The sequence below is a fragment of the Pelagimonas sp. KU-00592-HH genome (assembly GCF_040369695.1).
Lineage (GTDB): Bacteria > Pseudomonadota > Alphaproteobacteria > Rhodobacterales > Rhodobacteraceae > Shimia.
This window is the reverse complement of sequence record NZ_BAABWM010000003.1, coordinates 529819-543010: the sequence shown is the minus strand read 5'-3', so window position 1 is coordinate 543010 and position 13192 is coordinate 529819. Positions and strand designations below refer to the sequence as shown.

General features: G+C 57.3%; 9 protein-coding genes and 2 tRNA genes. All 11 read right to left on the bottom strand.

From position 1 onward, the window contains the following. Positions 1-34 precede the first annotated feature (34 nt). Positions 35-6706 carry a hypothetical protein gene (locus tag ABWV42_RS14985; protein WP_353340879.1) on the bottom strand — a complete coding sequence of 2224 codons (6672 nt, stop codon included), beginning with the start codon at positions 6704-6706 and terminating at the stop codon, positions 35-37. A gap of 289 nt (positions 6707-6995) precedes the next feature. Then, entirely contained in the window at positions 6996-7445 is a 450-nt protein-coding gene (locus tag ABWV42_RS14980; protein ID WP_353340878.1) for a hypothetical protein, read from the bottom strand. Positions 7446-7557: 112 nt separating this feature from the next. Then, positions 7558-7845, bottom strand: coding sequence for a hypothetical protein (locus tag ABWV42_RS14975; RefSeq protein WP_353340877.1), 288 nt, complete (start codon positions 7843-7845; stop codon positions 7558-7560). A gap of 4 nt (positions 7846-7849) precedes the next feature. Further along, positions 7850-8557, bottom strand: coding sequence for a hypothetical protein (locus ABWV42_RS14970; RefSeq protein ID WP_353340876.1), 708 nt, complete (start codon positions 8555-8557; stop codon positions 7850-7852). A 37-nt stretch (positions 8558-8594) separates the two neighbouring features. Further along, a tRNA-Arg gene (locus ABWV42_RS14965) sits at positions 8595-8671 on the bottom strand. A gap of 63 nt (positions 8672-8734) precedes the next feature. Continuing rightward, a tRNA-Arg gene (locus ABWV42_RS14960) sits at positions 8735-8801 on the bottom strand. Positions 8802-8856: 55 nt separating this feature from the next. After that, the gene (locus tag ABWV42_RS14955) at positions 8857-10077 is read right to left on the bottom strand and encodes a cysteine desulfurase (protein WP_353340875.1); all 1221 of its coding nucleotides are present in this window, start codon (positions 10075-10077) and stop codon (positions 8857-8859) included. Next, positions 10077-10658, bottom strand: a complete 582-nt coding sequence (locus ABWV42_RS14950; RefSeq protein WP_353340874.1) for a Yip1 family protein — start codon at positions 10656-10658, stop codon at positions 10077-10079. The genes ABWV42_RS14955 and ABWV42_RS14950 overlap by 1 nt, the downstream gene beginning before the upstream one ends. Continuing rightward, complete coding sequence (locus ABWV42_RS14945) at positions 10655-11140, bottom strand: YIP1 family protein (protein WP_255106679.1); 486 nt, start codon at positions 11138-11140, stop codon at positions 10655-10657. Before ABWV42_RS14945 ends, ABWV42_RS14950 begins: the two co-directional genes overlap by 4 nt. Beyond that, entirely contained in the window at positions 11140-12426 is a 1287-nt protein-coding gene (locus tag ABWV42_RS14940) for a SufB/SufD family protein (RefSeq protein WP_353340873.1), read from the bottom strand. The genes ABWV42_RS14945 and ABWV42_RS14940 overlap by 1 nt, the downstream gene beginning before the upstream one ends. Next, positions 12426-13181, bottom strand: coding sequence for a Fe-S cluster assembly ATPase SufC (gene sufC / locus ABWV42_RS14935; RefSeq protein WP_255106675.1), 756 nt, complete (start codon positions 13179-13181; stop codon positions 12426-12428). The genes ABWV42_RS14940 and sufC overlap by 1 nt, the downstream gene beginning before the upstream one ends. Between the last annotated feature and the right edge of the window lie 11 nt (positions 13182-13192).

Sequence of the window (13192 nt, the reverse complement as noted above, 5' to 3'; positions counted from 1 at the left end):
GCGGCTTTGCATCAAAAGTCGCGCGAACTTTGCCTCAGAATATGAAATCATGCTCCGAATAGACGAGGCCAGAGCCGATCTCGAGGACCGAAATGCCTTTCAGGCGCAATGCGTGGTTGCCGACGGACACCACGGCGTCGCCCTCGATCTCTGACAGGTGGTTGGTGACGAGGTCCTCGAAGCTCTCGATTTCGGCGATTTGCGAGAAATCGATCTTTTCACGGTCATCGGCGTCGAAATCCCGAAGGGTGTCCTTGCCGAAACCGTCCTCGAACACAAAGAGATCAAAGTCCGACCCGCCAACAAGCGTATCCCTGCCAAATCCGCCCGACAACGTGTCATGGCCCGCCCCCCCGTTCAGGAGATCACGCCCGCCCTGTCCGAACAGGCTGTCGGACCAGCCTTCGCCGTACAACCGGTCGCGTCCAGCGCCACCAAGCAATGTATCATTGCCGGCACGGCCGAAAATCGTATCGTCCCCGCGGGAACCAGACAGGTTTTCCGCTGCAGAAGTGCCGTTCAAAAGGTCGTCGTGACCAGAGCCGATGACGAATTCAATGCTGCGGAACCGGCTTGCGAGACCAAGATCGACCTCAACACCGGCCGCATCGTTTTCAAAGCTGATCGTGTCCTGCCCTGCTCCGCCGACATAGGTGTCAAAGCCGGGCCCACCCTGCAACAGGTCATTCCCAAGGCCTCCCGAAAGCACGTCATCGCCCTCGCCGCCCAAAAGCGTATCGGCGCCGGCGTCGCCAAACAGAAGGTCGTCACCGTCGAGACCGCTGAGCCGGTCGTTGCCGTCGAGACCATGGATGACGCCATTGAATCCGGGCACGTTCAGGACATCGTCACCCTGCGTGCCCTGGATCTGATGGAAAGGCGCACGAATTGCGAACTCTACTGAGGCCACCGAGGTTTCAGGCGTGGCATCCCCGTTGTTGGCCGTTGCCGCAAGCGAGAGCGAAACGGGACCGGTTATGCTGCCGGCACGTATGACCAGTTCAAACTGGCGGGTTTCTCCGATGTCCAAACTCTCGATGGGGAAATCGGCAATGTCATATTCGACACCGTCGAGTTTGATGGCCACAAGTTCTGCATCGCCGGAAATGCTATCTTGAAGACGTATGCCACGGGCCTGCGCCGTGCCGTTGTTTGCCAGCGTCACGATCGCCTCAAACGTCTGGCCTTCGACAAGCGCGGACTCCTCAAACTCCATCTGAAGGACAAGATCGGGCACATCGGCAATCTGTACGGTTGACGAAATGAATTGCGTTACGGGTTCCGAAACCAGATCGTTCACGATTGCGAAAATCTGGTAGGTGCCGATCGGCAACCCATCCACATTGGCGGTCAATGACTTGCCGGAACCGGTTTCGGCGGCGAAGGTATCAATCAGGATTGCATCGCCAAGATCGTCTCCGGCACTGTGTCCTGTTCCTTCGATGGCGTATAGGGCGACCTCTACGTTCTGGCCGGTAAGCACCTCATAGCTGATGTCCAACGTGCCGGTGGCCGCGTCCAGAACAGGTGTCCCGAAGGACAGCGACACATCCTCGAATGGGGTCCAGGCATCGTAGGCCAGATTTCCAAGCCCCGTCGCATCAACGACGGCAATCCGCCAGACGCCTGACGCGGGATTGGCCACAACGACGGTTCTTGCGTAGTCCGTTGAAAGGTCCGTATCCGGTGTCACGCCATGGGCGGCAAAATCGGCTTCGTCGATAACCGTGCCATCAGGGGCAATGACCTGAAGGGCCACATTGGCCGAAGGATTGTCCCAAGAAACACTCATTATCAGGGTGGCTTCGGTTCCGGACATTTCCCAAGCGTTGCCAGAGGTCACGGTACTGGGCGAGGACGCCTCGCCATTTGAAAGAGGCGGCACGAACTTGTCGGCATTGCGGCGGCCAACATCGAGATCCAGCGTGAAGGTGTCGAGGTCAAAACGGACGATATAGTCAAGTTTGGAGCCGCCACGGTCAAAGCCGAGCACAAGCTCGCCGATCATGTTCTTGTCATCGCCGTTTCTGTTCTCGGCTTCGAAATAGACAAAGGCGCGGGTGGCGTTGTTATCGCTGGATTCGCTAATTCTCTTCAGGTTTCGCTGACCCTCGTCGGTGATTGCGTCGTAGTTCTGCAAGACGGACTTGATCGTTGACCAGGTAAGGTCGACGCCGACAGAGGCGTAGAAATGCGCCTTCCAGGCGTCTGTATCGTTGAACACCACTCCGGCGTTGAGATCGGCCTGGAGCAATCCCCCAAGGAAGCTTGCGCTGCCATCAAGCGAGGCGCTGAACCCATCTTTCCAGTCCAGCGAAAGCGAGGCATTCGCCTCGATCAGGGAAAGATCTTCGGTGAGATTCAAGAGATCGAACTGGCCCTCCAGATAGAACGAGGAGGTGGAAACCCTGGCTTGGGTTTCGAAGGTGGCAAAGCTCGGGATCAGCCAGTACCCGTCGACTTCGCCTTCGATGAACAACGGGTCGTTCGTGCTGGCGCCGGAAATGTTCTCGAGCCCAAGCTCGGCGCTCTTGAGAAACACGCCATGCGAAACATAATAGCCTTCGCGGGCGACAGACACGCCCACGTCGATCTCGTCCAGAGCGAGCCGCTCGACGCCTTCGTCGATGACCGTCACGAACTCGAGTTCGGCAAAGACGGTATACCTGCCCAGAACGATGATGGCCTGGCCGCCAACTTCGAGCGCGCCGCTGGTGTTGTCGAAATCAAAGGATACCCCCTTGAACCCGACACCCCGATAGCTGAACTGCGTCTCAAGGGTCGCTTCGACACTTATCAGGGCATCGATCGATCCATCGCCATCCGCGTCCGTAATGACGATTTGACGCCCTTCGCCAAATTCCAACGCGGCGGGATCCTTGCCTGACCCGAAGTCCAGAGTCAGCTTGCCGATCTTGTAGAAATCGAATTCGAACTTTCCGTTGAGCCTGATTGCATCGTCGAGCGGATCGGAAATGCTGCCGCTGTCATAGGTCAGGCGAACGTCTTTCGCGTCCACCGGCAGGACATCGAGGAACATGAAGTCGTCGATGTCGGACAGGTACAGATGCTGGGCGTAGCTCGCATCAAAGACGGGGCGAAGCCCGTTGCTGTTGTATTGAAGCCCTCCGCTGGAGGAGGCCGTAAAGCCGGGCCGGTTGTTGAGAGGATTGAGCCACTCAAGGAAAACGGCGTCTGTAAGCAGGGTAAGCCCGCCGGGCTCAAGCTTGAAGTCTTCCGAAGAAATCTCGGGGGCAACAAAGTTGATACCGAGGAATTCAATCTGGATTCTGGCTGTCGATCCGATGGAGATTTGCCCGGTTGTCAGGTCAATGGTGTAGTCGAACTGGAGCTGGCCATCGACACCAAAGGGGAGCTGGCCCGGCGCGGACAGGTCCAGAAGGGCGTTGGACACAACCAGTTGCCCGTTTTCGACCCGATAGCTGTCTGCGTCGCGGAACTTGAGGATGTGATCGATATCGGCGGGCGTATCCCTGTGGCGGATTTTCAAATCGCCACTGGACGTTGATACGCCTCCGACGGTGGTCCATTCCCCTGCCAGAAGCTTGAGGGAAAAGTTCGCGGCCACAAGGGGGTCGGAGGTCGACGAGGAGTCAAGGATCGTTCCGATCGCGGTCTTGTCGTTGGACAGGACGCCGTCAGACGAAAAGAGCGGGGTCAGTGTCGCGAGGACGGTTTCCTCGGTCTCTTCCACCCCGTCCAGCAAGAGCGGAACCTTGATCTCGACAAGGCTTTGTCCCGGCTCGAACACGACGAGCATCTCGCTTGGGCCGGAAAAATCGGAGCCCGCAATCGCGCCATCGGACAGCGGAGTGGTCAGTTCCAGAAGGACACTTGCAGGTTGGCTCAGATCTCCGGCACGGGTGATTTTGAAGGTAAGGTCTTCGCCTTCCACGGCGCTGGCGTCCTGCACGGCGAAATAGTTGGACGTATTGCTTTGGCCGTCTTCGGGCAAAAGTTCGACATCGGCCAGCGGAATGCCGGCGTTGTCGAGGGCGATGTTCGAGAACCCCAGTTGGGTGCGATCAACTCCGACCAGATCAATTGTCGTCCCGTCGCCGAGGTCGAGGAAAGGCGACGTTCCATCGGCATAGTTCTGTAGTGCCGAAAAGATGCGTCCCGCTTCGAAGTGCGTCAAATCAAGGATGTCTTCGCCCAGGGTGAAATCGGTGATGACATCATGGCCACCATTGGGGCGTACGACAAAGGTATCCCGGCCCGACCCGCCGGTCAGGCTGTCATCGCCGTACCAGCCGATCAGCGTATCATCCCCCGCATAGCCGACGAGGGTGTCATCGCCATAAGCCCCGAAGAAATAGTCGTTGCCACTTTGCCCATAGGCAAGATCGTTGCCAACGCTCAGGCCGACGACGATGGTTTCAAATCCCGAAATTGACGTGAAATGTTCGGAGCCATCCCAGAGTGTGATTTTCGAGGTCGAAGAGAATTCGACCTCTCTGGCGATGGTTCCCTGATGGATCGTGCCATAGTTCAGATAGAGGATATCTGTCCCGTCATGCCCCTTGAGGGTGGAGTCTAGAGCGAACCCTGCGAGAACAGTGTCGTCCCCCTGGGTAAAGGTGGCGTCAATCGTCTCGATGTCGGTTGTCGAGTGGTAGTTGAGCAATAGACCGTCCAAAGGCGTGCCAAAGTAGAAGGCGATGCCCGTGGTATCATCTTGCAGAGCAAGGTGCAGATGATCCGTTCCTTCCCCACCATCTGCCTGTTCGAACAGCCCGGTTGAACGGAGATAGTCATTTCCGGCGCCGCCAAACAATTGATCACCGTCTGTGCCGAAAAGCCTGTCGTCTCCTGACCCTCCGGACAAGGTATCGCGCCCCTCACCACCAATCAGGGTGTCTTCGCCCGCGCCGCCTTCAAGAAGGTCGTCGCCCGCTCCTCCGCCCAAGTCGTCGTCGCCCTCCTCACCAAGCAGATGGTCATTGCCTTCCTGCCCCGAGAGATAATCTGCACCGGTCCCGCCACTGAGCGTATCGTTGCCCAAAGCGCCCCAAAGCGTGTCATCCCCGCCTTCCGCCTCGATCTTGTCGGCAAGAGCGGTCGCGTGAACAAAGTCGTCCCCCCGTGACAGGACGGCGGTCACCCGTTCAAACCCGTAGATCCCGATGTTGTGTTGCGTGCTGTCCGACAGGTCGATGATGTTTCCGACACCGCTTCTGTGCAATTGCAGGGAAACAGACTCGGCCCAGCGTCCGTTCCAATAACCCGAATAATCGAGAATAAGGTGATCCGTGCCGCTCTCGCCCCGCAGATAGTCAACGAGGAAACCGGCCATCACCGTGTCATCGCCCTGCGTGAGCGTGGCGCGGATCGTTTCTATTGCTTTCCATTGCAGAAGGTCGCCACCAATGGATAGAGAGTTCCGGGACAGGTCGAACATTCGGCCCTGCGTAAGAGATGCCAGCGAGAATTCGAGACGGTCAAAGCCGCTTCCACCGTTTACGACCCCAGTTGAGGCAAGCATAACGAGCCAGTCATCGCCACTGCCGCCAACAAGGGTATCACGCCCCCCCCCGCCGATCAGCCGGTCGCTTCCGGCGCCTCCCAGAATGCGGTCATCGCCCTGTTCCCCGTCAAGCGTGTCTGCGCCTCCGCCGCCTTTCAACGTGTCGTTGCCGCCGCGTCCGTAAAGGGTATCATTTCCGGAAAGGCCTTCAAGGCTATCAGCGCCCTCTCCCGCGATGACCCGGTCATTTCCATTGGAGAACCGACCCGTCAATATTTCGAAGTTGCGGTCATTGAAAAGTTCGGTGTTCCCGTTCGAGAGGGCAATGCTCGAAGAGGACCCGAAAGAGAGATTGACGCTTGTGGCCGTCGCTCCGGCCCAGAACTTGCTGTAGTCTACGTTCAGGATATCGGTGCCTGCGCCAGCGTCGATCCAGCCGGTGAAAAAGCCCCCCTGCAGCGTATCGTCGCCCTGGGTGAGGAACCCCGAAATCTCTTCGATGCCTTTTAGCTCAAGGATCTGGCCGGCGCCGTCGTAAATGCCGCTGAACGCATCGAGACGTAGGCCGGCAATCTGGTTCTGGAGGTCCAGCGTCAGGCGGTCGAAACCGGTACCTCCGTTAATCAGGCCGCGGGACGACGTGCTGTAGATCGTGTCGTCGCCCGATCCCCCTTTCAGGGTGTCCGCGCCGCCCCCGCCATACAGGGAGTCGCTGCCGCTTCCCCCAAGAAGGCTATCGCTGTCGATGCCTCCGTAGAGCGTATCATTGCCGAGGCCGCCCGACAGCGTATTGTCTCCAGCCCCGCCACCCAGATAGTCGTGGCCGTTTCTGCCGAACAGCTGGTCGTTGCCATCGCCGCCCTCAAGGCTATCGTCGCCCTCACCGCCATCAAGAAGGTCGGACCCGCTGCGGCCATAAAGGCTGTCCGATCCGCCCAGACCAAGGATGGTATCGTCACCGTCGGTGCCATGGACGCGATCATTGCCGTTCGACAGCACCGCATCCAGCACATCAAAAAACGAGACGGAAAAGAACTGGGACGTGCCATCGGAAAGCACAACCCGCTCTCCCGAGGGGTAGTGCATGAAGAGCGTGACGGCATCGGCGTCGAGACCATTCCAGCTTTGACTGTAGTTCAGCCTGAGCCCGTGTGGACCAGCGGGGGGATATAGATCGGTAACAAGAAACCCACCATCAATCCACGTCAGGTTCGTCATTAAAACACCTTGGCAAAACTCAAGAATTGCAATCTTTTGGCATGCTAGCCGCGCCGCTAATTGGCGTCAATCAATAGCCGGACAAGGCCCGCGCGCAACGCTGCAAACAGGCGGTAACGTGGAGGAATGGAATGGGAAGTGGCGCACCTTAGAGGATTCGAACCTCTGGCCTCTGCCTTCGGAGGGCCTTCAGGCTGTGCATGTTCGCCCTGTGTTCGCCTTTGTTCTCGGTTTTTCCGGCCTTTACGCTTGAATTTGGAGCCATTTCTGGGGCGGCCCCAGAAACGAGCTAATCACTGCCACAAACCTTCATGACCCTTACTGCGTTGTCGATGTTTGTCTTGGCCAGAAAGTCCAAACCTTCAGCATCAAAAACCATTCTCTGCTCAATATGGCCCTTTCGAATTGCTTCTCGACTGAAGAAAACACATTCAAGATTACCATCTGACAATTTCCCCCAAACGCCATGAGCAAATTGGTCACGAATTTTGACTGCGTACTCCATTTGCTTATCAAAATCCAAAATGAACTCATCTTCGGCCCATCTAGATTTATATTCTGAAGAGAAATGCTTCATTCTCTGTTTGAAACCGCATTCGGCGATCTTCGTGAACCGATTTAGGAACCCCTCTGGTGCTTGATCCAAATTCCCGTTTGGACAGTGCATCCCAATTATTGCTCTTAATAGTTCATGTTCATACGCAGAGAACGTGGCAACAACTCTTCCAATGCGTGCCATGTCTTCCGTGCTGAGTTTATAGAAATCACCCTTTGGCTCCAATGCATTGACCTCTGTTTGAATTATGAGCCACAGTTGTTTATTGATCGTGGCGAAAAATCAAAGTTTACCTTCATGGAAACGCGTCACCTTTCTTAATTATGACTGTAGGCTGGCCAGGTTGAACTTCAGGTTTCCTTGGCAACATTCGCACGGTTCTTCGCAATACATCGTCTAAGAACTCTTCGAAGACTTCCGTTGGCTGGCTTTCGTAGCTCTTCTGGTAATCGTCAAAAAGCGCGGGCCCAGTTATTCTACAAAGATAGTCGGTACCGTCGATGGTGACCCAATAATGAAGATCATCGACATGGTTCTTGGCGGGCCACGGTCCCTCTTTCAAAGTAATGTTCATAATTTTCATTCTCCTACTTTAGTTTTTCCACCTCTGTCAGAAAGTGCTCGGAGAGCTGACGGCGGTCAAAAGTCTGTATTTCCTTTAGTCGGTGGTCATAGACTGGAAACAAGATGCTGCCATTTTCTTCATTGAATAGTGGCTCGACGCGGTAAGCTCCCACTTGGTATCGAACCCTACCATCGCATGAGATTTCATTATTGTTGGGATCACTTGCAGAGTTCACAATGTGTGCTTTTGGATATGCCGTAGTATCGTCAGCTTTGTGAACTTCCTGTTTGGAAATAGGTATGCGAAACGCCCCAAACATATCTCTTAGCCCAGCTATGTCAGATCTATGTGGATGATCGGGGACCATCGAATTGTATGTAGAGCGCAACATTTCGGACATGCTAACTAGCCAATAACGTGTGACCTGGATCTGAAATCTTTCCCTTGAAGAGGGTAAATGCTTAGAGGAATTTGAAGCAGCACGGGCATGCTCGTCCTCCAAGGCTCTTATCAGGCAGTCGAAGTAGGCGTCGTTGTCTCCTGCATCATGAGGCGATTTATCGGGTTTAAAGCCTTCAAGTTTTGATAGAGCAGCCCGCCAGCGCGAGAACAAAGTACTATTTTCCTCGAAAGCGCGAAAAAAAGCGTACTCAATCAATTCAGAAATACTACAGCTTCGCACATCCATCAGAAATTTCTCAAATCGAATCCCGTTAATCTTAGAGTTCAAGCTAACTCCAAGTTGCGAGTTTGAAAGTGTGAATTGTTGGCGATCCCGACAGGATTCGAACCTGTGACCTCTTGCTTCGGAGGCAAGCACTCTATCCAGCTGAGCTACGGGACCGCTCGATTCTGGGGCGTAAACCCCAGAAAATTTTACACACACAAAAAATTACCGAGTAATTACAATACCTTAGAAGAATTGAACGCATGCCTTCGGAGGGCAGCGCTCTATCCAGCTGAGCTAAAGGTGCGCGTGTTGCGGGGTATAGCCAGAGAGGCGACGCCCCGCAATCGGGAAAATGGCAATCAGCCGAACAATTCGTGTGCCAACTCCAATGCTTCGACCAGCGCGTCGACCTCGTCGGTGGTGTTGTAGAGGCCGAAGGAGGCGCGGCAGGTGGCGGTGACGCCGAGGTGATCCATCAGCGGGCCGGCACAGTGATGGCCGGCGCGCACGGCAACGCCTTTCTTGTCGAGGATGGTCGAAATGTCATGCGCGTGGCCTGCCCCGTCCAGCGTGAACGAGAAGATCGCGGCCTTGTCGGGCGTGGTGCCCTGTACCTGCATCCAGTTGAGGCCGTTGAATTTCTGCATGGCATAGTCGCGCAGTCCCGCCTCGTGTTTGGCGACATTATCCATGCCCAGCTCCATCAGGTACTCAAGCGCGACGCCGAGGCCGATGGTCTGCACGATGCCGGGGGTGCCTGCCTCGAACTTCATCGGTGGATCGTTGTAGATCACCGCCTCTTTCGAGACTTCCTTGATCATGTCGCCGCCCCCGATGAAGGGTTGCATCTCGGCCATGCGTTCGGCCTTGCAGTAGATCGCGCCCGAGCCGGACGGCCCATAGAGTTTGTGGCCGGTGATGGCGTAGAAATCGCAGCCGATGTCCTGAACATCCACAGGCGCGTGGACCGAGCCCTGCGAGCCATCGACAAGAACCGGCACGCCTTGGGCATGGGCGGCTTCGGTGATGGTTTTCACGTCGACCATGGTGCCAAGGACGTTGGAGCACTGGGTCACGGCGATCAGCTTGGTCTTTGTGGTGATGGCGTCGATCACCGCCTGCGGATCAAGCGCGCCGGTGGAATCCACGTCGACCCATTTGATGACCACGCCCTGACGTTCGCGCAGGAAGTGCCAGGGCACGATGTTTGCATGGTGCTCCATCACCGACAGGATAATCTCGTCGCCCGCCTGCATGCGCGGCATGGCCCAGCCGTAGGCCACCATGTTAATGCCCTCGGTGGTGCCCGAATTCAGCACGATCTCGTCTTCGCTGGCGGCGTTGAGGAACCTCGCGATGATCCCGCGCACGGCCTCGTACTTGTCGGTCGCGAGGTTCGACAGATAGTGCAGACCGCGGTGCACATTGGCGTATTCATTGGCATAGGCATTGGTGACCGCGTCGATCACCACCTGCGGCTTCTGGGCCGAGGCTCCATTGTCGAGATAGACCAGCGGCTTGCCGTTCACCTCGCGCGAGAGGATCGGGAAATCGGCACGGATCTTTGCCACGTCATACATCAGTTAATTCCTATTGCGGTGACGCCCATGAAAGACAGGAACACGGACATACCCATGATCATGCCGACAACCGTCAGGGCCAGTGTGAAGACAGACGCGCCGATGCTGGGCAAGCCATGCGCGACCTTGATGAAGTTCAAAAGCACCCAGATCGCGTAGAGCTTGATGCCGAGAGAGATGAGGCTTGAAAACAGCGGCATCAGGAACAGCAGGAGGACCGAAAGGATATCACCCGCCACCAATGCCAGCATCAGCCAGGCAATCACCGAAACCAGCGTTGTCAATTGGCCGGTGCCCCCGACAATCTTGCCACACCAGAACAGACCGAAGACCAGGATCACGTTGAAAGACAACGCGAGTGTCAGGAAAATGAACGGGCCCTGGATCACCGGGATCGGAAAATCCGGTGGCACTGGGAACAGGGCCAGGTTCAGGTAGTAGAGGAAGGTGTTCAGGATCGCACCAAGCGCAAGGGCGCTCCAGCCGTCTTCACGGCTGAGGTTCATGGCCGCGATGCGCTGAGCTGCGGCGCTCGGGCTCTTGACGGTCAGAACCAGCAGATCAATCAGGAACGCCATCATGCTTCAACCCTGCCCGCCTGCCGGAGGCCGGCTGTCCAGAACCAGAGGAAAAAGCCGAACCAGATCGCGCCAACAAGGGTTTGCTGGACGCTTGGCCCGATAAAGCCCGCTACCAGCCCGTTCAGCAGGACCAGCGGAGATGCCGCCAGCAAGGCCCAGAACAGCGCAACGCGGCTGCCATAGCCGCCACCTTTCCAGCCGAACATCTTGAGGATTACGCCAACCACGGTGGCAAGGATGTAGAACACCAGCGGCGCAATGAAGATCCACGCCATCAGCGACCCGCCCATCAACGGATTGAGCTCCTGCCCCTCAAGGTGGGCAATGCGGGCGTTCTGAGGCCAGGTCGAGACAAAGAAGATCACGCAGGCGGCCATCAGGATCACCAGCGTACGGTCTTCGCGCTGTCCCATGGCAAGATGACGGGCCACCACCTTGTGGGGCCCGCCATAAGTTGCCGCAATATCGCGGAGGACCGACATCAGGCCTGACGTCTCCGGGTCAGCCAGCCTTCGAGACGGTCGATGATTTCAGCCGCGAGTTCCTCGTCCTCGATCTCTTCCACTGCTTCGGCAAGGAAGGCGAGTGTCAGGAGGTCGGTGGCGATGTCCTTGGGCACGCCGCGGGCACGCAGGTAGAACAGGCCCTCTTCGTCGATCGCACCCGAGGTCGAGCCATGCGAACAGGCCACGTCATCGGCATAGATCTCAAGTTCCGGCTTGGCGAGGAACTGGCTGTCGTCATCCAGAAGCAGCGATTGGCTGATCTGGTAGCCGTCGGTCTTCTGGGCGCCGGGTTGAACAAGGATCTTGCCCTGGAACACGCCAGTTGCACCGTTGCGCAGCACCTTCTTGAACACCTGGCGGCTTTCGCAGTTCACCGCGTCGTGGGTGATGAAGACGGTGTCGTCGTGGTGGAAGTCGCCATCCCCGACACAGGCCCCTGCCACGTGGGCAATGGCATCGTCGCCGGTCAGGGTCATGACGCATTCGTTGCGGGTCATGACGCCGTTCACCGTGAGGGTGAAGGATTTGAAGACGGACTCGGTGCCGAGACGCGCGAACATGTGGGTCATGGCGCGACGCTCGTGATCGCGGCCCTGCGCACGGACGTGGTGCAGCTTGCCACCGTCGGCGATGTCGATCTCCATGCACTTGTTAAAGCGCGCGGCCGCGGGGCCGTTTTCAAGGATGGTCGCCTCTGCCCCGCTCTCGACACGGACAACGTGGTGCAGAAACACATCCGAGTCGTCGGCTTCGTGGGTGTAGATCAGGCTGATCGGCTTGGACGGTTTGCCGGTCACGCGGATGGTCACGCCGTCACCGGCATAGGCGGTGTTGAGCGCAGCCAGCGGGCGCTGAACCGGATCGTGGCCGGTGGCTTCCAGCGTGCCGTAGAGGTCTTCTGCCCAGTGGTCATCTTTGCAGCAGACATCTTCCAGACGGTCGATCTGCACCCCTTCGAGGCTCAGGTCATCGGAGAGCTCGGCGCTGAACACACCGTCAACGAACCAGATCTTCAGACGATCCACATCGTGGAACATCAGCGGTTCATCCGCTTCCAGAACCGACGCCTTGGGCGCATCGGGCTGAACCAGCGTGTCGGGGCGGGTGTATTTCCAGTACTCGTCGCGACGATGCGGCAGGCCCATCGAACGGACACGGCCAAGGGCGGCTTCGCGCGCCTCCTTGGTGCATCCGACGTCGGGCATCACCATGGCGCCAAGACGCGCCTCGGTGGCCGACAGTTTCAGATCATCCAGAGCCATTATGCCATCTCCGCGAGGATGTCGGCATAGCCGTTGTTTTCAACTTCAAGCGCCAACTCGGGGCCACCGGTTTTCACGATGCGGCCGTCTGCCATGATGTGCACCACGTCGGGTTTGATGTGGTCCAGCAGGCGCTGGTAGTGGGTGATGACAAGGAAGCTGCGGCCCGCGTCACGCAGGGCGTTCACACCTTCGGAGACCAGCTTCATCGCGTCCACGTCGAGACCGGAGTCGGTCTCGTCAAGGATGCACATCTTCGGCTCGAGCATCGCCATCTGGAGGATCTCGTTGCGCTTTTTCTCACCGCCTGAGAAGCCGACGTTGACCGGACGCTTGAGCATGTCCGCGTCGATCTTGAGGTTCTTGGCCTCGGCGCGCACCACCTTGAGGAATTCGGCAGCCGACATTTCGTCCTGACCACGTGCCTTGCGCTGTGCGTTCACGGCGGTGCGCAGAAAGGTCATGTTGCTGACGCCGGGGATTTCCACCGGGTACTGGAACGCAAGGAACAGGCCGGCTGCGGCGCGTTCTTCGGCTTCCAGTTCAAGCAGGTCTTCGCCATCAAGGGTGGCTTCGCCCTCGGTCACTTCGTATCCGTCGCGGCCCGACAGAACATAGGACAGCGTCGATTTGCCGGACCCGTTCGGACCCATGATCGCATGTACCTTGCCCGCTTCCACGGTCAGGTCCACGCCTTTGAGGATCTGCTTTTCCTCTTCTTCAAGTTTGACCTTCAGGCCTTTGATTTCCAGCATCTTTTCTTCCT